Annotated in this window: 25 protein-coding genes; 18 read left to right on the forward strand and 7 right to left on the reverse strand. The window is 33.5% G+C overall.

Annotation, left to right across the window (positions count from 1 at the left end; translation table 11 throughout):
• Nucleotides 1-96: 96 nt before the first annotated feature.
• Together QO190_RS11950 and QO190_RS11955 are read right to left on the reverse strand one after the other, a co-directional pair.
• Nucleotides 97-1,488, reverse strand: a complete 1,392-nt coding sequence (locus QO190_RS11950) for an OmpP1/FadL family transporter (protein WP_371463181.1) — start codon at nucleotides 1,486-1,488, stop codon at nucleotides 97-99.
• A gap of 29 nt (nucleotides 1,489-1,517) precedes the next feature.
• Entirely contained in the window at nucleotides 1,518-2,477 is a 960-nt protein-coding gene (locus tag QO190_RS11955) for a hypothetical protein (protein WP_371463182.1), read from the reverse strand.
• A 142-nt stretch (nucleotides 2,478-2,619) separates the two neighbouring features.
• On the opposite strand from QO190_RS11955, the gene proS reads away from it, so the two are divergent.
• The 18 genes from proS (at nucleotide 2,620) to QO190_RS12045 (ending at nucleotide 21,084) form a co-directional block, all read left to right on the forward strand.
• Nucleotides 2,620-4,095, forward strand: coding sequence for a proline--tRNA ligase (proS, locus tag QO190_RS11960; protein ID WP_371463184.1), 1,476 nt, complete (start codon nucleotides 2,620-2,622; stop codon nucleotides 4,093-4,095).
• A gap of 103 nt (nucleotides 4,096-4,198) precedes the next feature.
• Nucleotides 4,199-5,431 (forward strand): DUF937 domain-containing protein, encoded by a 1,233-nt coding sequence (locus tag QO190_RS11965; protein WP_371463185.1) that lies wholly within the window; start codon nucleotides 4,199-4,201, stop codon nucleotides 5,429-5,431.
• Nucleotides 5,432-5,547: 116 nt separating this feature from the next.
• Nucleotides 5,548-6,867, forward strand: a complete 1,320-nt coding sequence (locus QO190_RS11970) for an Nramp family divalent metal transporter (RefSeq protein ID WP_371463187.1) — start codon at nucleotides 5,548-5,550, stop codon at nucleotides 6,865-6,867.
• A complete protein-coding gene (locus QO190_RS11975) occupies nucleotides 6,867-7,604 on the forward strand; it encodes a transporter (protein WP_371481341.1) in 738 nt (245 codons plus the stop codon). The genes QO190_RS11970 and QO190_RS11975 overlap by 1 nt, the downstream gene beginning before the upstream one ends.
• Nucleotides 7,605-7,694: 90 nt before the next feature.
• On the forward strand, nucleotides 7,695-8,234 hold the full coding sequence (locus tag QO190_RS11980) for a nucleotide exchange factor GrpE (RefSeq protein WP_371463191.1): 540 nt from the start codon (nucleotides 7,695-7,697) through the stop codon (nucleotides 8,232-8,234).
• Nucleotides 8,235-8,335: 101 nt separating this feature from the next.
• Nucleotides 8,336-9,463, forward strand: coding sequence for a molecular chaperone DnaJ (dnaJ, locus tag QO190_RS11985; protein ID WP_371463193.1), 1,128 nt, complete (start codon nucleotides 8,336-8,338; stop codon nucleotides 9,461-9,463).
• Nucleotides 9,464-9,675: 212 nt separating this feature from the next.
• Nucleotides 9,676-10,605 carry an ABC transporter ATP-binding protein gene (locus QO190_RS11990; protein WP_371463195.1) on the forward strand — a complete coding sequence of 310 codons (930 nt, stop codon included), beginning with the start codon at nucleotides 9,676-9,678 and terminating at the stop codon, nucleotides 10,603-10,605.
• Nucleotides 10,606-10,668: 63 nt separating this feature from the next.
• The gene (locus QO190_RS11995; protein ID WP_371463197.1) at nucleotides 10,669-11,985 is read left to right on the forward strand and encodes an ABC transporter permease; all 1,317 of its coding nucleotides are present in this window, start codon (nucleotides 10,669-10,671) and stop codon (nucleotides 11,983-11,985) included.
• Nucleotides 11,986-12,189: 204 nt separating this feature from the next.
• The gene (locus QO190_RS12000) at nucleotides 12,190-12,636 is read left to right on the forward strand and encodes a hypothetical protein (protein WP_371463199.1); all 447 of its coding nucleotides are present in this window, start codon (nucleotides 12,190-12,192) and stop codon (nucleotides 12,634-12,636) included.
• Nucleotides 12,637-12,684: 48 nt separating this feature from the next.
• Nucleotides 12,685-13,059, forward strand: coding sequence for a DUF1304 domain-containing protein (locus QO190_RS12005; RefSeq protein WP_371463201.1), 375 nt, complete (start codon nucleotides 12,685-12,687; stop codon nucleotides 13,057-13,059).
• Between the two features lie 88 nt (nucleotides 13,060-13,147).
• Nucleotides 13,148-14,854: a DEAD/DEAH box helicase gene (locus tag QO190_RS12010; protein ID WP_371463203.1), complete on the forward strand. Its 1,707-nt coding sequence runs from the start codon at nucleotides 13,148-13,150 to the stop codon at nucleotides 14,852-14,854.
• A gap of 184 nt (nucleotides 14,855-15,038) precedes the next feature.
• Nucleotides 15,039-15,761, forward strand: coding sequence for a DUF2490 domain-containing protein (locus QO190_RS12015; protein ID WP_371463205.1), 723 nt, complete (start codon nucleotides 15,039-15,041; stop codon nucleotides 15,759-15,761).
• An 89-nt stretch (nucleotides 15,762-15,850) separates the two neighbouring features.
• Nucleotides 15,851-16,489: a DUF47 domain-containing protein gene (locus QO190_RS12020; RefSeq protein ID WP_104792395.1), complete on the forward strand. Its 639-nt coding sequence runs from the start codon at nucleotides 15,851-15,853 to the stop codon at nucleotides 16,487-16,489.
• 34 nt (nucleotides 16,490-16,523) lie between these two features.
• Nucleotides 16,524-17,666 (forward strand): anion permease, encoded by a 1,143-nt coding sequence (locus QO190_RS12025; protein ID WP_371463207.1) that lies wholly within the window; start codon nucleotides 16,524-16,526, stop codon nucleotides 17,664-17,666.
• A 101-nt stretch (nucleotides 17,667-17,767) separates the two neighbouring features.
• A complete protein-coding gene (locus QO190_RS12030; protein ID WP_371463209.1) occupies nucleotides 17,768-18,739 on the forward strand; it encodes a polyprenyl synthetase family protein in 972 nt (323 codons plus the stop codon).
• Between the two features lies 1 nt (nucleotide 18,740).
• A complete protein-coding gene (locus QO190_RS12035) occupies nucleotides 18,741-19,697 on the forward strand; it encodes a GSCFA domain-containing protein (protein ID WP_371463211.1) in 957 nt (318 codons plus the stop codon).
• A complete protein-coding gene (locus QO190_RS12040; RefSeq protein WP_371463213.1) occupies nucleotides 19,694-20,203 on the forward strand; it encodes a GNAT family N-acetyltransferase in 510 nt (169 codons plus the stop codon). Before QO190_RS12035 ends, QO190_RS12040 begins: the two co-directional genes overlap by 4 nt.
• Before the next feature lie 116 nt (nucleotides 20,204-20,319).
• Nucleotides 20,320-21,084, forward strand: a complete 765-nt coding sequence (locus QO190_RS12045; protein ID WP_371463215.1) for a TatD family hydrolase — start codon at nucleotides 20,320-20,322, stop codon at nucleotides 21,082-21,084.
• Nucleotides 21,085-21,198: 114 nt separating this feature from the next.
• Here QO190_RS12045 and QO190_RS12050 read toward each other — a convergent pair whose 3' ends face one another.
• The 5 genes from QO190_RS12050 to QO190_RS12070 form a co-directional block, all read right to left on the reverse strand.
• Nucleotides 21,199-22,449: a DEAD/DEAH box helicase gene (locus QO190_RS12050; RefSeq protein WP_371463217.1), complete on the reverse strand. Its 1,251-nt coding sequence runs from the start codon at nucleotides 22,447-22,449 to the stop codon at nucleotides 21,199-21,201.
• Between the two features lie 198 nt (nucleotides 22,450-22,647).
• Nucleotides 22,648-23,631, reverse strand: a complete 984-nt coding sequence (gene obgE, locus QO190_RS12055) for a GTPase ObgE (RefSeq protein ID WP_069797613.1) — start codon at nucleotides 23,629-23,631, stop codon at nucleotides 22,648-22,650.
• An 83-nt stretch (nucleotides 23,632-23,714) separates the two neighbouring features.
• Nucleotides 23,715-24,293 (reverse strand): adenylate kinase, encoded by a 579-nt coding sequence (locus QO190_RS12060; protein ID WP_371463218.1) that lies wholly within the window; start codon nucleotides 24,291-24,293, stop codon nucleotides 23,715-23,717.
• Between the two features lie 65 nt (nucleotides 24,294-24,358).
• Nucleotides 24,359-24,739, reverse strand: a complete 381-nt coding sequence (locus tag QO190_RS12065) for a four helix bundle protein (RefSeq protein WP_371463219.1) — start codon at nucleotides 24,737-24,739, stop codon at nucleotides 24,359-24,361.
• Nucleotides 24,740-24,789: 50 nt separating this feature from the next.
• On the reverse strand, nucleotides 24,790-25,344 hold the full coding sequence (locus QO190_RS12070) for a phosphoribosyltransferase (protein ID WP_371463221.1): 555 nt from the start codon (nucleotides 25,342-25,344) through the stop codon (nucleotides 24,790-24,792).
• Between the last annotated feature and the right edge of the window lie 141 nt (nucleotides 25,345-25,485).

A 25,485-nucleotide genomic window follows, 5' to 3' on the forward strand; every position in this document is an offset into this window, starting at 1 on the left:
CGTAACAGAATTAATTCTGCTACGATTTAACTATATTTGAATTATTAACGAGTCAACCTTTTTTAGGACAACTCAATGTTTTAAAAGGAAAATTTTTTAGAATTTCCAGCCTAATGTAAGCGTTACATTGTTCTTAACATCTTCTAATTTAGAAGTAAATGTATTTGGATTATTCGTGAAGAATTCTACATCTCCGTTATTCGCTAAACTGTAATAATTACCATCTCCGTAAACATTGGTAGAATTGGTGGTAATTTTATTGTAAGCTGCATCAATATAGAATGATTTAAAATCAAATCCGAATCCTACCCCTAAAGTTTCTCTTTTTCCTACGTACAAATCATCAAAATTTGCTCTCTTCTCGAATGGTGAATTAGAAATTCCGTAACCACCTCTTAATCTAAAGTTGTTATAACGGTATTCACCTCCTACTCTAAGTTCTGATAAGTTTTTGTATTCAGATTGGAAGAAATCATTCAGTTGAGTTTCTGCAGGACCTTGAACTTTATATTTCGGCTTGGTTAAACCTAATGAATAGTCTACGTTGAGCGCGAAACTCTTATTCATTACAAAAGCTCCACTCAAAGTCGCTTTCATAGGTGAAGTGAATTTTCTGTCTTCATCATAATAATCGAAGTAATACCCTAAATTATCTTCGTTTACTTCGCTGTAAGTTCTGTATTGAGTCCACCAAGTTGGCGATTCAATAGACGCTCCTAATCGTATATTATTATTAATTTTTCCAATAATACCCGCAGAAACCGAGAATCCATTAGAATCTTCAGTATAAGGCGTTCCTTGTTTATTTAAAACATAGCTGTTATTATTGTCTACATCTAGTGAGAGTCTAGATGAATCGTATTGCTCAATCGTAGCTCCTTTGAAATTAAGGGAACCTCCCACATAGAATTTATTATCATAATTCCCACCAAAAGCGATGTTCATATTGGTAAGATTTCCGGTTCTGTCATAAGCATGACCTAGAGAAGTAAAAGTTCCTGTAACAGGATTTCCGTTGGTATCTACCAAATTGCTATCTTGAAATTTATAGCTAGAATTCGCTGGTGTTTCTATGTATTCTTCTAAATTTTGATTGGTGTAATTCACTCCAAAATTTACAAATTTCCACGGTGTGTTTCCACTGGTTTCAAAAACGACTACTCCACCTAATTGACCTAAGTCTGAATTGTTTAATTTATATGAGTTTGCAGCATTCGAAAAAGAAGATGTGGTTTTAGAATTATTAACCGCTAAAGTTCCACTGATATTTCCTGTGATGAAAACTCCTACACTTGCAGGATTGGTATTGATTGCAGAAAGATCTCCTCCTAAAGCTCCCATAGAACCTGCCATTGCATTAAATTTAGCAGAGCCACTTAATGGATTGGCAGAATAAACATCTACAGAATTTCTGATAATCGAAACATCTTGCGCTTGAAGATAAAATGCAGATGCAATACTTAATATTGTTAAAGATTTTTTAAACATTTTTTCAAAAAATTATAGTTTATTATTTCTTATCTAAAACCTCCTGATCTGAAACCTCCTCCAGAACTTGAGCTTCCACTAGAACTACCTCCAGATCTGAAACCGCCGCCAGAATTAGAACTTCCTCCCCAGTCATTTCTTCTAGGCTCTTGTCTTGGAGCTTCGTATTGTCTTGGTTCTTGTCTCGGAACACTTCTAAATCTTGAAGGATTAGAATTTTGCGGTGGTTGAGTCATATTTGGATTAGTATTTCTAGGTGGTGTAGTTCTAAATCCAGAGTTATTAGAATTATTGGTATTCATTCTATTGTTAAAACTTCTGTTATTAGAATTTTGGAAACCATTTCCTCTGGTAATAGCATCGGCTCCACTTCTCTTATAATTATTTCTTGGATAATAATAACCTCCATAATAGTAAGGATTATATCCATAGTAACCTCCATAATAAGGAGAATAATATCCATACCAAGGATTATAATAACCGTAACCACCATAACCAAAGTAAGGATCCCAATAAGGATTCCAGCCCCAATTGTTCCAACCCCAGTTATTCCAACCGAAACCAATTCCTATATTCCAGCCATTTCCCCATCCATAATAAGGAGAATAATATCCGTAAGGATTCCAACCCCAAGTATTATAATTGTTATAATAGATGTTTTGTTCTGTACCTGCGTAAGTTCCCCAGTCAGATTCTGTTCCGTTCCAAGTTTGATATTTGTTTTTTTGAGCCGCTTGGTTTTGTTGATTTTGCTCTATAATACTAGCCGAATCAGACTCATAAGAATATACTTCATCCACTTGATTAGGTTCTGGCATTACAATACCTTCTGGTATCACATCTTTATTAGGGTCATAATACACCCCATCAGTTTCTGTGTAACCTCCCATTTGGGAGCCACATGAAACCAAAAGCAAACCAGCTGCAACCCCTAGAACACCTTTTGTTCTAAGAATTTCTGATAAGTTTTTATAAGTAGAATTTTTCATGATAGATGTAATTAAGTTTATTTATCTTTGCAAAATATTAATACCAAAATTATACCAATATACTCGGTATTTATATTTTTCATCAAAAATACAATATAACATTAGATATTCTCAAAATTAAAAAGTTAAATTTTAATAAAAAATGGCAAAATTAACAACAAGGAGTGAAGATTATAGCAAATGGTATAACGAACTTGTAGTAAAAGCAGACCTTGCTGAAAACTCAGGTGTAAGAGGAAGCATGGTGATTAAACCCTACGGTTATGCAATTTGGGAAAAAATTCAAGCAGAACTAGACAAAAAATTCAAAGAAACTGGTCACCAAAACGCTTACTTCCCACTCTTTGTCCCGAAAAGCTTATTCGAAGCTGAAGAAAAAAATGCAGAAGGATTTGCCAAAGAATGCGCTGTAGTAACTCACTACAGACTAAAAACTGACCCAAACAATCCACATAAATTAATCGTAGACCCAGAAGCAAAATTAGAAGAAGAACTGATTGTTCGTCCTACTTCTGAAGCGATTATCTGGAACACTTATAAATCTTGGATTCAATCGTATAGAGATTTACCAATTCTTATCAATCAATGGGCAAATGTTGTTCGTTGGGAAATGAGAACCAGACTTTTCCTTAGAACTTCTGAGTTTCTTTGGCAAGAAGGTCACACTGCACACGCAACTAGAGATGAAGCCATCGAAGAGACTGAAAAAATGCTAGAAGTTTATGCTGATGTGGTAGAAAATTTCATGGCAATTCCTGTAATCAAAGGTTTTAAAACACCTACTGAAAGATTTGCTGGCGCAGATGAAACCTATTGTATCGAAGCGATGATGCAAGACGGAAAAGCGCTTCAAGCAGGAACTTCTCACTTCTTAGGACAGAATTTCGCGAAAGCTTTTGATGTGAAATTCACCAATAGAGAAGGAAAACAAGAATTTGCTTGGGCTACTTCTTGGGGCGTTTCTACCAGATTAATGGGTGCATTAATCATGACACATTCAGATGATTTTGGTTTGGTACTCCCTCCTAAATTGGCTCCAATTCAGGTGGTAATTGTTCCTATTTTCAAAGGAGAAGATCAACTGGCTGAAATTTCTGTGGTAGCTAATGACATTTTTGACAAATTAAAAGCAAAAGGAATTTCTGTAAAATATGACGACAGAACAGAATACAAACCAGGCTGGAAATTTGCAGAATATGAATTAAAAGGAGTTCCATTAAGAATTGCAATGGGCGCTAGAGATTTAGAAAATAAAACAGTAGAAATTGCAAGAAGGGATAACTTAACCAAAGAAGTTCGTTCGTTAGAAAACATCGAAGATTACATTGAAGAACTATTGGTTACCGTTCAAAATGACATCTACAAAAAAGCAGAAACGTATAGAAACGAACATATTACGAAAGTAGATTCTTACGAAGAATTCAAAAAAGTGTTAGAAGAAAAAGGAGGTTTCATAGCTGCACATTGGGACGGAACTGCTGAAGAAGAAGAGCAAATCAAAGAAGAAACCAAAGCTACCATCAGATGTATTCCTCTAGATGCAGAAGAAGAGCAAGGAATTTCTCTGATTACGGGAAAACCTTCTACCAAAAGAGTTCTTTTTGCAAAGGCCTATTAAAATTTCAAATAGAAGATTAATTTCTCATCATATTTTTTAAGAATTAACGAAGTAAAGGAAAAAATTTTTAACTTTAACTTCGTTAATTTTTTATACCAACACCATGTCACTCATTGACCTCATAAAACTGCAATTAAATCAAGAATTAATTTCCGAAGCCACTATTCAGTTAGGAGAAAGCGAATCAAATGTTTCAAAAGCTTTAGGAAGTCTTTTTCCAGCGGTTTTAGGAGTTTTTGCCCAAAATTCTAAACAAGATGATGTGATTAACGCACTTCTTGAAACCTCATCTCTCGATTTCTCTCATAATTTACTCGAAAAAGCAGGAAATAGCACAGAAATTCAGAATATTATTTCTAAAATTTTAGGAGAAAAAAGTGAACAAATCCTTTCTCATGTCTCTGAGTATGCTAACATCAATAAATCTTCGGCTGAAAACCTTTTAAAAGTTGCAACTGCTGCCACACTCCAAGGAATAAAAAAATGCGCTCATGAAAACGGGTTAGATGACCAAGGAATTCTTTCAAAATTAGCAGAAAACAGATGCTTAATTCCCGCTTTATTACCAGCTGGAATGTCTTTAGAGCATTTAGGTTTAGAAAATTTACTAGAAAAAAATACAGAAATTCCGGTTGAAACTTCTGCTCCATTTACTCATAAAACCAAAGAAGAAGTTAAAATCTTACATCAAGAAAACTCAGAAAAAAGTTCCTTCTGGAGATGGCTTCTTCCTTTACTTATTCTTGGCATCGTTTCTTGGTTTTTGTGGAACCAATTAGCTCAAAAAGAAGTTCTTAAAACTAAAACCGCAACAGAAAACGTTACTATAATTCCAGAACCTATTCCAGCTGATTCTTTATCAGATGCTCAGAAAAAAATTGAGTTCAAGGGAAATTCTCTGCAAGTGGTTTCTGATGGTTTAGAAGATAGAATGATTACATTTTTAAAAGCAGAAAATTATAAAAATGCTAAAGATGACGATGCGTTAAAATCTACTTGGTATGAATTTGACCAAGTAACTTTTGCTTCTGGGAAATCAGACCAATTAACATCTGGAACAGAACAAATTGCTAATCTCATTAAAATCTTAAAAGCGTATCCCGAAGTAAAAATTAAAATCGGTGCTTACACTGATAAATCTGGAACAGAAACTGAAAATTTAACCCTTTCTCAAGCTAGAGCAGATTTTATTAAAAACGAATTGACTAAAGTTGGCTTGGAAAAACAAATTGTAAATGCAGAAGGTTACGGAAGTAAATTTGCTACTTTACCTGCTACTGCAACTGATGAAGAAAAAGCCATCGACAGAAAAATAGCATTAAGATTTGCCAAATAATTTATAAAATAATTTAGTCAATAATAGACGCTTAGAAAATTTTCTAAGCGTTTTTTTTATATTTATTTTCAGAATAAGAAATATTTAACTAATTTTGTTAGACTAATCTAACTTTTATGAAGAAACCTTGGAGAAGAAATAATGACCAAAACTCCTTATCAGAATCTTTTGCTTCTATTCACATTCCTACTGATGGCAGTTTCTTGAAGAAACTTTTTGCATTTGCAGGCCCTGGTTTGATGGTCGCTGTAGGTTATATGGACCCAGGAAATTGGGCAACCGATATTGCAGGTGGTTCACAATTTGGTTATACTTTACTATCCGTCATTCTTTTATCCAATATTTTTGCCATTATCCTTCAACATTTATCTTTAAAACTGGGAATTGCAGCCGAAAGAGACTTAGCACAAGCTTGTAGAGACCATTTTTCGCCAATGGTAAATTTTATTTTATGGGTTTTATGCGAAATCGCCATTATTGCTTGTGATTTAGCAGAAGTTATCGGTTCTGCAATTGCTTTAAATTTACTTTTCGGAATTCCGCTTCCTGTTGGGATTTTAATCACAGGAATTGATGTTTTGCTTATTCTGATGCTTCAATCTAAAGGTTTCAGATGGCTCGAAAGCTTTGTCGCAGGACTTATTTTCGTCATTTTCGCTTGTTTCTTATACGAAATCTTGGTAAGCCAACCAGAAATCATGCCTATTTTAAGCAACCTACTTCCGAAAAAAGAAATTGTTTTTAATCCTTCTATGTTGTACATCGCAATCGGAATTTTAGGCGCTACAGTAATGCCTCATAATTTATATTTACATAGCAGTTTAGTACAAACCAGAGCTTATCCTAGAACTTCCGAAGGAAAGAAAATGGCAATAAAATTCGCAACCATTGACAGTACTGTTTCGTTACTTTTCGCCTTTTTTATCAATGCAGCTATTTTAATTGTTTCGGCGGCAACTTTCCATTATTCTGGTTACAAAGATGTAGCAGATATTCATGATGCCTACAAATTACTTTCGCCGATTTTGGGAACCAGTTTAGCCAGTATTTTATTTGCAGTAGCCTTATTAGCTTCTGGACAAAACTCTACACTTACAGGAACATTAGCGGGACAAATCGTGATGGAAGGTTTCCTAAATCTTAAATTAAAACCTTGGCTCAGAAGATTAATTACCAGACTTTTAGCAATCGTTCCAGCGTTTATTATCGCTATTATTTATGGCGAAAAAGGAACCACTGATTTATTGGTTTTAAGTCAAGTCATTTTATCAATGCAACTCAGTTTTGCGGTAATTCCTTTAGTCATGTTTACGAGTGATAAACTAAAAATGGGAGAATTTGTGAATAAACCTGCTTTGAAAACTCTTGCTTGGATTATTTCCATCATCATCGTGGTTCTAAATCTTTACTTACTGTATCAAACTTTTACTTCGTAATGATGAAAAAAGCAATAACAACGGTTCTTTTCGCAAATTTTTTACACGCTCAAGAAACCATACAATTGGATCGTCCAGACCAAACAGAATCTGTATATGTAGTTCCAAAAAATTACCTACAAACAGAAATGGGCTTCATGTTTGAAAAAACAAATCGAGAAAACAATCATTTTCACCTCCCCACTATTCTTTGGAAATATGGATTCAATGACAAAGTAGAACTGAGAGTAATCACAGAATTCTCGCTTTCTACTACTCCATCATCTAGCGTTTATGAGCTACAACCCGTAAGTTTAGGTTTCAAAACCAGTCTTTTAGAAGAAAAAGGAATTTTCCCAAAAGTTTCTTTTATTGGCAAAGCTGAAGTCAAAAAAAGTGAAGTTCTTCAAAGAAAAACCATAACTCCAGCATTTCGTTTCACTTTTCAAAATAATCTAAATCCCAAAACTTCTTTGGGTTACAATTTGGGAATGTTTTGGAACGAAGATTTACACGAAACCTATCTCTATACTTTAGCTCTTGGGAAAAGCATTTCGCCTAAACTGAATTATTTCGTAGAAATTTATGGTTTTGTTTCTCCAAATCAAACCGCAGATACAAGATTAAATGGTGGCTTCACATATTTAATTAATGACAATTTTATGCTTGATACTTCTTCGGGAATTGGACTTTCGGAAATTTCCGCTAAATATTTCTTTTCTTTTGGACTTTCTTATCGTTTGAAGTTACAGCAGTAAAGATTTCTTCTTTTACAAAATTCTGCCAATTTTTCCTAAACTGCTCTTTGGCAAAATCTTTGAAATATTGCAGTAGAAAATTCTAATGAAATGAGCGAAAACAAAGAACTACACGAAGAAAATTTAAATAAAGAAGGTCAAGAAAATCTACAAAACGAACAAAACACTACAGAAAGTGTGACAGAACAACCTACTCCAGAAGAACTTTTGGCAGAAGAAAAAGACCGTTACATTCGTTTGTATGCAGAGTTCGAAAATTATAAAAGAAGAACCTTAAAAGAAAAAATGGAGTTTGCACAATATGCAAATACCGAAATGATGATTGCTATGCTTTCTGTATTAGATGATTTCGAAAGAGCCATCAAAGAAATTGCAAAAAGCGGTAACGAATCAGACTTGAAAGGCGTAGAATTAATTTATCAAAAATTCAAAAACACATTATCAGACAAAGGTCTAAAAACGGTAGAAGTAAATGCTGGTGATGAGTTTAACGTAGATTTCCATGAAGCAATTACCTCTATTCCTGCTCCATCTGAGGAACTAAAAGGAAAAATCGTAGATGTAGTAGAAACGGGTTATCAGTTGCATGATAGAGTAATTAGATTTGCAAAAGTAGTTACAGGAAACTAAAAATAGTCAAATTTGCTCGCTAGTGAATTTCAGTGAGTCAATTTAAAAAATTCACCAATTCATAGCGTAGCGAATTCACAAGAAATAATTCACCTTATAAGATGTCAAAAAGAGATTATTACGAAATATTAGGCGTATCAAAATCAGCCAGCGCAGACGAAATCAAAAAGGCTTACCGTAAATTGGCCATCAAATATCACCCAGACAAAAATCCGGGAGATAAATCTGCAGAAGAAAAATTTAAAGAAGCTGCAGAAGCTTACGAAGTATTAAGCGATGCCGATAAAAAAGCTCGTTATGACCAATTCGGTCATGCAGGAGTTGGCGGAGCTGCAGGTGGTGGTTACGGCGGCGGTTTCGGCGGTGGCGGAATGAACATGGAAGATATTTTCTCACAATTTGGAGATATTTTCGGTGGACATTTCGGTGGCGGCGGTTTTGGTGGTGGCGGAAGAAGCCATCAAATCAAAGGTTCTAACTTGAGAGTTAGAATTAGATTAAATCTCGACGAAATGGTGAATGGCACCACTAAAACCATAAAAGTAAAAAGAATGAAAGTAGCGGAAGGTGCTACTTCTAAAACGTGTACCACTTGTAACGGAAGCGGAGTTCAGATTAAAATAATGAACACCATGTTCGGTCAAATGCAAACGCAAACCACTTGTGGAACGTGTAACGGTTTAGGTAAAATTGCAGATAAAATTCCTGCAGGAGCTAATTCTGAAGGACTCATCAAATCAGAAGAAGAAGTTTCTATCAAAATTCCAGCGGGAGCTAGAGACGGAATTCAATTAAACGTTCGTGGAAAAGGTAATGACGCTCCTTTTGGTGGAATGCCTGGAGATTTATTAGTAGTTATCGAAGAAGAACAAGATGCTACTATAAAACGTGAAGGTGATAATCTACACCAAGAACTCTATATTTCTTTTGCCGAAGCAGCTTTGGGAACTTCTAAAGAAATTAATACCGTCGGTGGAAAAGTTAAAATTAAAATTGATGCAGGAACGCAATCTGGCAAAATTTTAAGATTAGCAGGAAAAGGATTACCTAGCATAGATTCTTACGGAAAAGGCGATATGTTTGTTCATGTAAACGTTTGGACTCCTCAAAAACTCACTCCAGAACAAAAAGAATTCTTCGAAACGCAAATGAGAACCGGACAAATGCAAGCAGAACCTTCTGGAAAAGAAAAATCATTTTTTGACAAAGTAAGAGACATGTTCTCTTAAAAATTTAGGGATAAATACAAAAATCCAACTGAATTATCAGTTGGATTTTTTTTATATTGAATTGCAATCAAGTATTAATTTTCTAAATTTAATGTTCAGTAATTATATACAAATGAAAGGTTGGATATTGAATCAATAGAATCATTAAAATCTTCTTTTATCTCGTAACAATTCCGTAATTTCGCAACTAATTCTTTAGAATTTAAACTATAATGCTACAAGCAAATCACGTTACCAAAACATATAGTGCTGGAAAAAAAATTGCATTGCAAGATTTCAGCATTCACGTTCCTAAAGCTACTGTTTATGGCCTTCTTGGTCCAAATGGAGCTGGAAAAACCACTTTCATCAGAATTATCAACCAAATTACACAAGCAGATTCTGGCGAAGTTTTCATCAATGGAGAAAAACTAAATCCTCATCATATTAAAGACATCGGTTACATGCCGGAAGAAAGAGGGCTGTACAAAAACATGAATGTTGGCGACCAAATTCTCTATTTCGGAGCGCTCAAAGGAATGAAAAAGCAAGATGCACTATCCCAAGCGAAATATTGGTTTGACCGTTTAGAAATTGACCAATGGTGGAACAAAAAACTCTCTGAACTTTCTAAAGGAATGGCGCAGAAAATTCAGTTTGTGGTAACGGTTTTACATCAACCCAAACTATTGATTCTCGATGAACCATTTTCTGGATTTGACCCAGTGAATGCAAATTTAGTAAAAGACCAAATTCTTCAATTGAAAGAACAAGGAACCACCATCATTCTCTCTACTCACCGGATGGAAAGTGTAGAAGAACTCTGCGATAGTGTGGCTCTCATCAATAAATCTAGAAAAATTCTTGACGGAAAAGTCTTTGAAGTAAGAGAAAAATTCAAGCAAAATTTATTCAAAGTAGTTTTGTCTGATGTAAATGCTGAAAATTTAGAAACGCTGAAAAATCAGTATCAATTGGTCAATATTCATGACCAACATGGTTTAATTTCATTTGACTTAAACTACAATGAAGACCAAAATCTTTTGCTCAATGATTTAATGAAAGCTGGAAAAATCAGAAGTTTTGACGAAAAAATTCCGAGCATGAATGAAGTATTTATTACAGCAGTAAGCTCTCCGCAATCAGCAATCAGCAGTTTATAATTATTAATTTTTCACAAAAAATATAAGGCAGAATGCGTATTGCAGAAAGCCGAAAGCAACAAAATGAAAAATATCTTCATCATAACCAAAAGAGAATTTTTAACACAGGTTAAAAAGAAATCTTTTATCATTCTCACGCTTTTAGCCCCAATTCTATTGATAGGATTCGGTGCTTTAATTGCTTTTATGCTGAAAGCGAATGAAACCGAATATACTTTTAATGTCATCGATAAAAGTGGCGTATTTCAACAAAACATGAAAACACCAAAAGATGTGAAGTTTATTTATCTGCCAGAATCTACAGAACAGGCTTTGACAAGTACACTTCCAGAAATGGTAGACAATGTAGATGGACTGCTTATTATTCCCAAATTGCAAGACCAAAATTTTGAAAATTTACAAAAACAAACCCAACTTTTGGTCAATAAAAATATTGGTTTTGATGTGAAGCAAAACATCGCTTTTTCAATGTCTGAAGTGATTAAGAAAGAAAAAATCAAAAAACTGGGACTTACAGAAGCTCAAATCGAAAATATTGATAAAAACTTCGAAATCAACACCAAAAATGTGGTGGACAATAACAAACAAGACAGCACACTTGCTTTTGGTGTAAAATCTGGTTTGAGTATGGGATTAATGTACGTGACTTTTATGTTTATCATCATCTACGGAGTTCGTGTAATGCGCAGTGTTTTAGAGGAAAAAAACAACAGAGTGGTAGAAATCATCATCTCTTCTGTAAAACCTTTTGAACTCATGATGGGCAAAATTCTAGGTGTTACATTGGTCGCTTTAACCCAATTTGCCATTTGGATTACCATGACCATTTTAGGCGCAATTTTCTTTAACCAAGGCTTTTCTAAAATTTCTGGAAATCTTCCTCAGCAAGAAGAAATTCCGTTGGATAAATTAGATTTACAAGGCGTTTTTACGGAAATTTCACATTCTCTGTTAGACATGAATTTCGGAATTATCATTTTTGTATTCATCGTTTTCTTTTTATTGGGCTACATTTTTTACAGTTCTATGTATGCAGCGATAGGTTCTGCCGTAGACAATGAAACCGAAACCCAACAATTTACGATGATTGGTATTTTACCATTGATGCTGGGAATGTACGGAAGTTTTGGTTTAATCAATAATCCAGAAGGACCGATGGCGTTTTGGTTATCTATTATTCCGCTTACTTCACCAGTAGCGATGATTGCAAGAATTCCATTTGGTGTTCCTGTTTGGCAAATTGCCCTTTCTATTTTCTTATTGGTGATTTCTACGCTAGGAATGGTATATTTGGCTGCCAAAATATACAGAGTAGGAATTCTAATGTACGGCAACAAAGCGACTTTTAAAGAACTTTGGAAATGGATTAGAACGAGCTAGAAAATTAAAAAATTAAAGAATTAATAAATTAAAATCGTTGCAGTGATGTGGCGATTTTTTACTTTTCAATTTTAATATTGATTATTTTAGTAATTTAGTTGAATTACTTTAACTATTAAAACTATTGTTAATTAGAACACTCGAAAATGATAATTCAATAAAACTTTTACTTAGCTTAAATTTACACGTAAATATTATTGCCAAATGAAAACTCACGAAAAAAAATTTGAAGAAATTTATAACTTGCTGAAAGAAAAACTTGGCGAAAGAGTAATTTTTTCTCAAGGACATGAAACAAAATTTTTGGAGTTGAAAGATTCAAATTTTTGGTTGTCCATGAATAAAGATGAATTAACTGTTGGTTTTGGACTAAACCACAGCCATTTTAGTGAAGATTACAATAATTTGGAAAATGGTATAATTAGAGTATTTGACTTATTGACTAATCAAATTAAAACGACATTACATATAAAAGGAGATTATATTTATAAAGAAATTACAGAAATTATTTATTCAAATGGAAAAACTGTTAATATTGGTAAATCTAGTATTTGGTTTTATCCCTTCTGGAAAAAAAAGAAAATCATCACCAAATATTCAGATGTAATAATAGAGAAAAATAAAATAGAACTTGAATTCAACAAGATTTAGTTTTAATCACTTTACATCAAAATCAATTACAATTAATTTTAATTCATCATGCAAATCCTCTCAACCATTTTAGTCGCATTAGTAGCCCTAGAACATCTTTACATTTTATATATGGAGATGTTTGCTTGGGAAACTTTGGGCAAGAAAACTTTCAAAGGTTCTTTGCCAAATGAACTCTTTAAACCTACCAAAAAATTAGCCGCCAATCAAGGCTTGTATAATGGTTTTTTGGCAGCAGGTTTAATTTGGAGCTTTTTTATAGAAAATCCAGAATGGCAAAAGAATATTCAGTTTTTCTTTTTGGGTTGTGTAATTGTAGCGGGAATTTATGGTGCGCTTACTGCTTCTAGAAAAATATTTTTTGTACAAGCGTTACCAGCGATTTTAGCTTTAGCTTTTGTACTTATAAGTAGCAAAATTTGATTTTATTAATTATTGATTTTTTTACGCAATTTTTTATTAAAAATAAAATCACTATCTTTGCCGCTTAATTATTATAGACGATCTTTAAATGAATTTATTTACGGAATCCAATTTAAGTCCTGATTTATTGAAGGCAATTGGCGAACTCGGCTACGAACAGCCGACAGAAATCCAGAAACAGACTATTCCTTTTATCCTTTCGGATACTCGCGATCTCATCGCACTTGCGGCAACAGGAACAGGCAAAACAGCAGCATTTTCGCTTCCGATTCTGGATATGATAGACGACACAAGTCGTAAAATCCAGTTATTAGTGCTTTGCCCTACTCGTGAACTTTGCCTTCAGATTACCAAAGACATTAAAAACTATACAAAATACCTTCCTAACCTAAAAACTACCGCAGTTTATGGAGGAAGCAGTATTACAGACCAAATTCGTTCACTTCGTGAGAAACCACAGATTATTGTAGGAACTCCAGGACGTGTAATTGATTTAATTGGTAGAAAAGCTTTAGATTTTTCAGAAATCCATTGGCTCGTTTTAGACGAAGCTGATGAAATGCTTTCTATGGGTTTCAAAGATGATTTGGAAACTATTTTAAACGAAACACCTTCTGAAAAACAAACGTTACTTTTCTCTGCTACGATGAGCAAAGAGGTAGAACGTATTACCAAAAATTATTTGACCAATCCACACAGAATTTCTGTAGGTTCTATTAACGAAGTTAAGAAAAACATTAAGCACGAATATTATGTGGTAGGTTACAGACAAAAGAAAGAAGCCCTAAAAAGATTATTGGATGCAAATCCTAATCAGTATTCTATTATTTTCTGTAGAACAAGAATGGAAACTCAGGAAGTTGCAGATTTCTTGATGCAAAATGCTTATGCAGCAGATGCACTTCATGGTGATTTATCTCAAGCACAAAGAGATACGGTAATGAAAAAATTCCGTTTGAAAAACATTGATATTTTGGTTGCAACAGACGTAGCAGCGAGAGGACTTGATGTAAATTCTCTTACGCACGTAATTCACTACTCGCTTCCAGATGATCCAGAAGTTTTCGTACATAGAAGTGGTAGAACAGGTAGAGCTGGTAAAGATGGTATTTCTATGTCTTTAATTAAACCTGAAGAATCTAGAAAACTAAAACAAATCAAACTTTCTACAAAAATTGAAATTGTAGAGAAGAAAATTCCAACGGGTGAAGAAATCATCAAAGCTCAAGTAGAAGGTGTTTTCGAAAAACTGTTTACAGAACACGAAGAACTTTTCACTTTTGACGACAGCCTTATCCCTGATTTATCTGCATTCTCTAAAGAAGAATTGGTTCACCAGTTGCTTCAACTTCAGCTAAGAGATTTAGCGCTTTTCTATAAAGACAAACAAGATTTGGCAGACCAAAAATTATCTAATGACAGAGATGACAGAGGCAGCAGAAGAGATCGTGACCGTGATAGAGGAAGAGGAAGAGACAGAGGAGATAGAAGCGAAAGACGTTCGGACAGAGACGGAGGAAGAGAAAGAGGTGGAAAACCAAAACGCAGAAACGAAAACATGACCAGATTTTTCTTTAACCTTGGCAAAAGAGATAATCTAAAGAAAATGGACATGCTAGAAATCATCAATAAAGCTACGGCTAAATCTAAAAAACGTGCAGACATCGGTGATATAGAAATTCTAGAAAAATTCTCATTCTTCGAAGTTGAAAAATCTTTTAAAGACGAAGTTCTAAAAGGTTTACAAACACAGAAATTCAAAGGAAAAGATATGCGCGCCGAAGTGGCCAACTAATTTTTTCTTACATAATATAAAAACGCTACTTTTTCGGTAGCGTTTTTTTATTTTGTGTACATTTGTATAGAGATAAAATTTTAAAGTTATGGTAAACATCTATTTTATATGTTAATTTAACATTACCGTAACATTAATTTTCTTTATTATGATTAGCTTCGCAACACTCAAAAAAAGCATTCTAATGATACGCAAAATTTGCATTATCTTCATTTTTACTTTTGCTATTTTCGCAAAATCTCAAACCAATAGTTCAGAACATCTTTCTGGTTTTGCTGTAGTTTCACTCAATTACAAACATAATCCAAAATGGAATGCTTACTTAGAATTACAAGAACGTTCGATAGAAGATTTTAGCAAACCCGATTATTATGAAATCAAAGGAGGAATAGGTTATAATCTTGATAAAAGCAACCAATTATTCGTAGGTTTAGGAAGATACGCAACCTACAAAGTAAGCAGAATTGCCAATGAAGAATTCAGAATTTGGTTACAACACACATATTCCATTAATGTAGATAAATTAAAGATTGACAATAGAATACGTCTCGAAAAACGTTTCTTTCATAACGCAATTACAGACGTAAATACCAATGACGAAAGATACAGATTCAGAACTACTCTAACGCTGCCTCTTAACAGTGATAAAATGGCTCCAAAAACCATTTTTGTGAATGCTTTTGACGAGCTTTTCATTGGTCCAAATGGAGATTTATTCAAGAGAAATAGAATTTTCGGAGGTGTAGGATATGTATTGAATTCAAGCGTTTCTACCAATCTAGGCTATATGTGGCAAAGAGAACTTAATCCTAACCTTAGAAGCTTACATTTCTTGTATTTGGCATTTAATTTTACCTTAGACAGAGCTAAACTCGGGCATCACGAACCTTATAACGTAGCAGATTAAGTTAATGTTAATAAAACTTAACAAAACTATAACCATCGCAACACATTTTTTTCAGAAATTTGCAAAAAATTATAATTAAATATAAAACAATGGGAATTGGAAACATTTTCAGAGCATTTCAACCAAAAGACAAAATTTTCTTTGTATTGTTTGAACAAGTAGCAGAAAAATTGATAGACATGTCAAAAGAATTTCACGAAGGAATTACAGATTTTGACATCAATGATGATACTTTGTTAAAAAAAATGAGTGATTATGAGCATCAAATGGATGACCTTACTCACGAAATTTTTGTGCAATTAGGTGAAAACTTCATCACTCCTTTTGACAGAGAAGATATTAATTATCTTGCAGCTGGTTTAGATGACATCGCAGATTATTTATTTGCTTCAGCTAAATACATCTATTTATACAAGAGCCCAGAAGTAAAACAATATTCAGAGCTTTCTTTATTGATTTACAAATCTTGTGTAGAAATTCAAAACGCGATTAAAAACTTAAAAGAGTTTGCGAATCCTAAAGAAGTTAAAGAATCTTGCATCAAAATTAATTCTTTCGAAAACATTGCAGATGATGTACTAAGCCAAGGAATTGTAGATGTTTTTGAAAGCAATGACCCTATCAAAATCATTAAAGTAAAATCAGTTTTAGAATATCTAGAAATCGTAACTGATAAAGCGGAAGACGTAGCCAATACCATTGAAAGCATTGTTATTAAATACGCGTAAATCTATTTTCATTAACCTTAAAAATTTATAGAGAATGGATTTTCCCATACTATTAATCATCATTATTGCACTTGCATTAATTTTTGATTTTATTAACGGTTTCCACGATGCCGCGAATTCTATTGCAACCATAGTTTCTACTAAAGTACTTTCGCCGTTTCAGGCAGTATTATGGGCTGCACTTTGGAATTTTGTTGCATTTTTCTTTGCAGCATACGTTATCGGAGAATTTAAAATCGGTAATACCATCGCCAAAACAGTAAATGAAAATTATATTACCTTAGAAGTAATTTTTTCAGGATTGATTGCGGCTATCGCTTGGAATTTATTAACCTGGTGGTTTGGTATTCCTTCATCATCATCACACACACTTATTGGTGGTTTCTTAGGTGCTGCTCTTATGCATGCTTTAGTTTTAGATTACAATGCAGTAGCTCTTGCTCATCCAGACTTTACCATCATTGAAAAATTAAAACTTGCTTTTTCGGAACTTTTTACACAGAATGTGGTTAAATATGAAAAGGTAATTCCTATCTTTTTATTCATCTTCTTAGCACCAATTATCGGGATGATTGTTTCGGTAATCATTACTTTAATTATTGTATATTTTTCTAAGAAATCTAATCCACACAAAGCTGATCAACAGTTTAAAAAATGGCAGTTGTTTTCTTCTGCACTTTTCAGTTTAGGTCACGGATTAAATGACGCTCAAAAAGTAATGGGAATCATAGGTGCTGCTGTTATTTATTACCACGTAAATATGATTGGTGGTACAGATGTATATGCCACTATGGAAAGTGCTGATCGTTTTAATCACTTCACCACAGATTACATTTGGGTACCATTCGTATCATTCTTAGCCATCGGTTTAGGAACAATGAGTGGTGGTTGGAAAATTGTAAAAACCATGGGTACTAGAATTACTAAAGTGACTCCATTAGAAGGTGTAAGTGCTGAAACAGCTGGTGCAATTACCTTATTCCTTACAGACCATCTTGGTATTCCTGTATCTACTACACACACTATTACAGGTTCTATTATTGGTGTAGGTCTTACCAAAAGAGTTTCTGCAGTAAGATGGGGAGTTACCATCAGTTTACTTTGGGCATGGATAATTACTATTCCTATCAGTGCAGTTATTGCAGCATTATGCTATCTTAGTGTAATTGCTTTATAAAAAATAATATTTTTTAAATAATATTGAAACTACTTGTCTTTACAAGTAGTTTTTCTTTTTTTTAAACCTTAAGAATTGTATTTTTGTAAAAATTAACATGTATGGAATTCATAGACAGATATCAAGAAATAGTTGCCAAAGCAATTGAAAAACACTCCTTCAAAAATAAGCCAACCGAACTTTACGAACCCATGAATTACATCATTTCTCATGGCGGAAAAAGATTAAGACCTATCATGGTTCTTATGGCTAACGAACTTTTTGGTGGAGACATAGAAAAAGCAATGAAACCTGCTCTTGCCATAGAGTTTTTCCATAATTTTACACTCATTCATGATGATATTATGGATGAAGCACCACTCAGAAGAGGAAAACCTACCATTCATACATTACATGGAATTAATATCGGTATACTTTCCGGGGATGCATTACTGATAAAAGCTTACCAATTTTTTGAAGATTTAGAACCCGAACTTTTCAAAGAATGTATTAAAATTTTCTCTGAAACAGGTGCAGTTCTTTGTGAAGGTCAACAAATGGATGTGAATTTTGAAACGATGGAAAACGTAACCTATGATGATTACATAGAAATGATTACCAACAAAACAGGAGTTCTAAGTGCCGCTTCATTCCAAATTGGAGCACTCATTGCTGGTGCCAAAAAAGAAGATGCAGAACTTCTTTATAATTTCGGAAAACACATTGGCATTGCGTTCCAAATTATGGATGATTATTTAGATGTTTTCGGAAATGTAGAGCAATTCGGTAAAAAACACGCTGGAGACATCTTCGAAAATAAAAAAACCGTGCTTTATCTCCTAGCGATGGAACACGCCAATGAAGCAGAGAAAAAAGAACTGGATTTTTGGTATTCTAAAAAAACTGAAAATGTAGATAAAATCTACAGCGTAGAGAAAATTTTCAGAAGAAATAAGGTAGACGAAAAAGTGCTAAGACTTATCCAAAAACACAACGAAATAGGTCACGATTTCTTAAAACAAATTGACGCACCAGAAGAAAAGAAAAAACCTTTCATGGAACTGGCCAATTATTTATTGAGAAGAAACTCTTAAAATGAAATTCAGAACAGAAGTCAATATTCCTATTTCTGAAAAGAAAATCCTTTTAACCGACAGTATTTTTTCTGTCGGTTCTTGCTTTGCTGCAGAAATGTCTCAACTCCTCAAAAACGGACAAATGCAGACACTTTGCAATCCTTTTGGAACGATTTTTAACCCATTTTCGTTGAATATCGCCATCCAAAATCTACACTATTGCAAAAAGTACAAAGAAGAAGATTTAATCCTCTATAATCAAGAGTACATTTCTCTGAATCACCACACTTCTTTCAACAGTTTTTATGCACATAAAACCTTAGAAAGAATCAATCAAAACATAGAAACGGGAAACCAATTTCTACAAAAAACCAATTGGGTGATTATCACCTACGGAACCTCATTTATCTATGAATTTTTGCCTAAAAATCAATTGGTGGCGAATTGTCATAAAATTCCGCAAAAGTTTTTCAGCAAAAGACTTTTAACAGATGAGGAATTAAAAAATTTTATTGCAGAAACCATAGAGAATCTAAAAGATATTTGCGAAAATGACGTTCAAATTCTATTTACAGTTTCGCCAGTCCGTCATACCAAAGATGGAATGACCGAAAATCAATTGAGTAAATCTAAGCTGATTTGTGCACTTCATGAAACACTTCCCCATTTCGAAAACTGTCATTATTTACCGATTTACGAAATCATGATGGACGATTTGCGTGATTACAGATTTTACAAAGAAGACTTAATTCACCCCAATAATCAAGCGATACAGTATATTTGGGAAAAATTCGGGAATGCTTATTTTTCAGAAGAAGTAAAAGATTTCATTACCGAAAACTACAAAATAAAAGCAGCCCTAGAACACCGTCCTAATGATGAAAAATCCCCAAAATATTTGGAATTTTTAGAAAAATTGAAAGAAAAAATAGCACTTCAACAACAGAAAGTAAAACATAAGATTTTTATAGAATGAAAATCAGAAAACTCAATATCGACGAATTAGAAACGCTTAGAAATCTAAGCATTCAAACCTTCAAGGAAACTTTTTCTGAAGTGAATACCGAAGAAGACATGCAAAAATATCTCCTTGAAAATCTGAGCATTGAAAAGCTAAAATCTGAGTTAGAAAATCCAAATTCTGAGTTTTATTTCGGTGAAAATAATGGTGAGATTTTGGGTTACTTGAAACTGAATTTCAAAGATGCTCAAACCGAAAAATTAGAAGAAAATCACTTCGAAATTGAAAGAATTTATGTTTTAAAAGCGTTTTTAGGTCAAAAAATCGGACAAATTCTCTTTGACAAAGCTATAGAAATCGGAAGAGAAAAAAAATTAGAATATGTTTGGCTTGGCGTTTGGGAAGAAAACCACAGAGCCATTCGTTTTTACGAAAAAACTGGTTTTGAAATCTTTGGGAAACATGATTTTGTACTCGGAAAAGATGTACAAACAGACTTACTCATGAAAATGAAAATATAAATTTCCTGTTTGTCATTCTGAATGGAGCATAGCGAAATGAAGAATCTATTCACAAGAGATTCTTCACTCCATTTTATTTCGTTCAGAATGACAAAATACAAATAAATTTGTAAATAATGATTGACACACATACACACTTATATTCAGAAGAATTTGATGAAGACAGAGCAGAAATGATTCATCGCGCCATTAATAAGGGCGTTACCGAATTTTATTTACCTGCCATAGATTCAGAATCACACGAAAAAATGCTTGATTTGGAAGCTGAATTTCCCAATCAAATTTTCGCAATGATGGGATTGCATCCTTGTTATGTAAAACCAGAAACGTGGAAAAAAGAATTAGAAATTGTAGAAAATTATTTGAATCAAAGAAGTTTCCCAGCCATTGGTGAAATCGGAATTGATTTGTATTGGGACAAAACTACACTTGATATTCAAATAAAAGCTTTTGAAAAACAGATAGATTGGGCAATTGAAAGAGATTTACCGATTGTCATTCATACCAGAGAAAGTTTTGATGAAACTTTTGAAGTTTTAGAACGTAAAAAACACCCGAAATTAAGAGGAATTTTCCATTGTTTTTCTGGAAATTTAGAACAAGCAAAACGAGCGATAGATTTGAATTTCCTTCTCGGAATTGGCGGCGTTGTTACTTTTAAAAATGGTAAAATCGACCAATTTTTACATGAAATTCCTTTAGAAAAAATTGTTCTGGAAACAGATTCGCCTTATTTGGCACCAGTTCCGCACCGTGGAAAAAGAAATGAAAGTTCTTACCTGGATTTGGTCGTTGGGAAACTCGTCAATATTTACAATAAAGATTTTGCAGAAATTGATAGAATCACTACCGAAAACGCACATCGTATTTTCGGGAAGTAATTTCACGCAAAGACGCAGAAGAAAAGCAAAGACCGCAATGAATTTCATTACGGTCTTTTTTATAAATAATCTTTGCGCACATTGCGAAAAATATTTGCGTCATTGCGTGAAAACCTATTTCTTTCTATAAAAAACTTTCTTTTTCGGTTTTTTAAAGTTAATGTCTTCTTTTTTCTGAGGTTTTGGTTTAGGAACAAAAGGTTTATTGTTTGAATCTCTTTTTTGCTCAACTAATTTTTCAGGATGAAAAGGATGATCTTTCACCACAGGAATTTTCTTACCAATCAGTTTCTCAGTATTTCTCAAGTTCACTAAATCAAGACCATCTACAAACGAAATAGAAGTACCTTCTGCTCCCGCTCTTCCCGTTCTACCAATTCGGTGAACGTAAGTTTCAGAAACGTCTGAAAGCTCAAAATTAATCACGTATTTTAAGTCGTCAATGTCAATTCCTCTCGCTGCAATATCAGTCGCTACTAAAACTCTTGTTTTCTTATTTTTGAAATTACTCAGCGCGGTTTGTCTGGCATTTTGAGATTTATTTCCATGAATAGCTTCGGCTGAAATATTGCTTTTATGAAGTTTTCTGGCGATTTTATCAGAACCGTGTTTTGTTCTGGCAAAAACCAATACTTGGTCTAATTTATCATCTTGAAGAATATGTGTCAACAAATCTAATTTATCGTCTTTTTCTACAAAATAAATCGATTGATTAATCGTGTCAGCAGTTGAAGAAACAGGCGCAACCTCTACTTTTACAGGCTTATGAAGCATAGAATTCGCCAATTCTTGAATTTCTTTAGGAAAAGTCGCTGAGAAAAACAAAGTTTGTCTTTTCGGCGGAAGCAACTTTACTACTCTTTTCACATCGTGAACAAAACCCATATCGAGCATTCTATCGGCTTCATCCAAAACAAAAATTTCTAAATTTTTAAGCGAAATAATACCTTGATTGATAAAATCGAGTAATCTTCCTGGAGTGGCTACCAAAATATCAACCCCTTTTTTCAGAGCTTGTTCTTGAGCGCCTTGTTTTACACCTCCAAAAATCACCAATGTTTTCAAAGGTAAATTTCTTCCGTAAGCTTTGAAGCTTTCTTCAATTTGAATCGCTAATTCTCTGGTTGGCGTAAGAATTAATGCTTTAATTTGATGATTTTTGGTGTTTTTATGATGAAGATTTTGCAAAATAGGAATGGCAAATGCAGCAGTTTTTCCAGTTCCTGTTTGAGCAGTTCCTAGTAAGTCTTTGCCTTCTAATAAATGTGGAATCGCTTGTGATTGAATAGGTGTTGGTTTTTCATAACCTTCTTGGGTAAGCGCATCAAGGATGGGCTTAATCAATTGTAAATCTGTAAATAACAAATGTTTAAATTTTAAAAATGTGTGCGGGCGAAGTATTTTACTTCAACATTTTTTGCTCAAAAAATCTGTGAAATATTTACAGATATTTGAAAAAGTATCTTCTACTTTGGCTAAAGAATGCCGCGAATAATGGGACAAAGATAGTCTTTTAGAAATAAATGAAAAAAGCGCTCAAAAATGAACGCTTTCTTTATTTTTTTATCCGTGTAATTTTTTCCAGATAACGTCTTTCAGTTCTACCAAACCTTCTTGGGTAACTCCTGAAAAGAAAAGCGGTTTGAGTTTTTCTGGAAACTCTGCTGCGATTTCTTTTTTCAATTCATCATCTAGCAAATCAGATTTAGAAATAGAAACGATGATGTCTTTATCAATTAATTCTGGATTATATTCTTCTAGTTCATTCAGTAGAATTTGATATTCTTTGTAATGATCTTCAGAATCGGCAGGAATCATAAAAAGCAAGATAGAATTTCGCTCAATATGTCTTAAAAACCTGTGACCAAGACCTTTTCCTTCTGCAGCTCCTTCAATAATTCCGGGAATATCTGCCATTACAAAAGACTTGAAATTTCTGTATTCTACAATTCCTAAATTGGGAGTCAAAGTAGTAAAGGCGTAATCTGCGATCTTTGGTTTTGCCGCAGAAACAGCAGCTAAAAGTGTAGATTTTCCAGCATTTGGAAAACCAACTAATCCTACATCTGCTAAAATTTTGAGTTCAAAAACTACGTAACCTTCTTCACCGGGCATTCCTGGTTGTGCATATCTCGGAGTTTGATTGGTAGAAGATTTGAAATGCTCGTTTCCAAGACCACCCATTCCTCCTTTCATGATGATGATTTCTTGTCCATCTTCCATGATTTCTCCAATAATCTCGCCTTCTTCATTTTTGGCAATGGTACCAATAGGAACATTAATGTAAACATCTGCTCCATAAGCTCCAGTCAATTGGTTCTTGCCACCATTTTCGCCGCGTTCTGCCTTTACATGACGGGTATAACGAAGCGGAAGCAATGTCCATTCCTGAGCATTTCCTCTCATAATAACATGTCCTCCTCTTCCTCCATCGCCACCATCAGGTCCACCTTTGGGAATATATTTTTCTCTACGAAGATGCGCAGAACCTGCACCACCGTGACCTGATTTACAATGTATTTTTACGTAATCTACAAAATTGCTCATATTTTTTTGCTTTCGGCTTTCAGCTTTAAGCAATCTGCTTTTAAAATTTTACGCTGAAAGCGGATTGCTGATCGCAGATTGCATTATTTTATTTTTTCTACTTCGGCAAAAAGTTTTTCAGAAATTTCAGAGATTTCTCCTACTCCATTAATTTCTACATATTTGCCTTGTTTTTTATACAGTTCTGCTACTTCAGCAGTTTTAGTATAATATTCTTCTATTCTGTGTCTGATGATGCTTTCTTCACTATCATCTACTCTTCCAGAAGTTTCACCTCTTTTTACTAATCTTTGCACTAAGATTTCGTCTTCTACAACGAGTGAAAGACATACAGAAATTTCTGAATTTAATTGTTCTTTTACAATTTGGTCTAAAACTTCAGTTTGGTAAGAAGTTCTTGGGAAACCATCGAAAATAAAACCATTAGTATCTGTAGTTTTTTTAAGCTCATCTACTAACATATCAATGGTTACTTGGTCTGGAACCAATTCTCCTTTGTCAATATAATATTTAGCCAATTTTCCTAATTCCGTATCATTTTTCATATTAAAACGGAACAAATCACCTGTAGAAATTTGTTTAAGGTTAAATTTTTCAATTAGGTTTTGCGCTTGGGTTCCTTTACCACTTCCTGGAGGACCGAATAGAACGATGTTTATCATTTTTTAGCATTCGGCAATCTGCTTTCAGCTTTCAGCTTTGCAATGCCAATTTTTAATGGTTAATATTATTTACCTACTTTCTTTTTATTGATATCTTCTTCAATTTTCAGAATGAGTTTAGAAATCTTCATTTTTAATTCTTCAGCTTTGGGACTTAATTCTAAAAATTTATCTTCTGATATATAATTCAAATCTTTTGAGAGCAAAAGTATATATTCTACTTCAAATGCAGAACCAGATGCGTTTCTCAAAAATCTTTTAAAATCTTCATCACTTCCTCTACCACAACCTTCAACTATATTTATTCCTATAGAACTTGATGCTCTTCTAATCTGTGATGTAAGCCCAAATATTTCTTCTTTTGGAAAACTTTCAGTTATTTTATAAACTTCTAAAGTCAATAAATGACTCAATTTCCAAATATCATATTTTTTATAATCACGCATTTTGATTATTAGTTTTTTTGCTGATTGCTGATTGCAGAAAGCAAAAAACATTAATGATTTATTCTACCATCTTCTAATTGGTACAAATCTGGTAAATTTCTTCCTAATTCATCATAATCTAATCCATAACCCAACACGAATTTATTAGGAATTTCTTTCGCTACATAATGTATTTTGAAATCTTTTTTATAGACTTCTGATTTCAGTAAAAGTGTTGCCACTTTTAGAGATTTTGGTCTCTGTGTATTTTCGAAATAATTATATAAACTCTCGATGGTATTTCCTGTATCTACAATATCTTCCATTAAGATAATGTGTCTTCCTTCTACTTCTTTTGTCAAGTCCATTTTCTTGTAAACAATCCCTGTAGATTGTGTTCCTGAATAAGAAGACATTTGGATAAATGCCAATTCGCATTTCCCCGGATAATATTTTAGAAAATCAGAAAAAAACATGATTACACCATTCAAAACCCCGATAAAAACAGGCGTTTCATCTTTATAATCTTCGTAAACTTTTTCTGCAAGATTTTTTACGATTTCTTGAAGTTCGTCGTGCTTTAGGTAAGGCACGAAAGATTTGTCGTGAATTTGTATGCTTTCCATAACTTGTTGTAAGTCGCAAATTTACAGAAATTTTAGGAATTTTGGAGGGTAAATTTGGTTAAAAGGTATATATTTCTGCAATAGGGATAGAAGTGAAAATCCTTTTATTTTTCTTTGACAAATGGAAAAATAAAAGATTGT

The sequence above is a fragment of the Cloacibacterium sp. Arc13 genome, from assembly GCF_041431305.1.
Taxonomy (GTDB): domain Bacteria; phylum Bacteroidota; class Bacteroidia; order Flavobacteriales; family Weeksellaceae; genus Cloacibacterium; species Cloacibacterium caeni_B.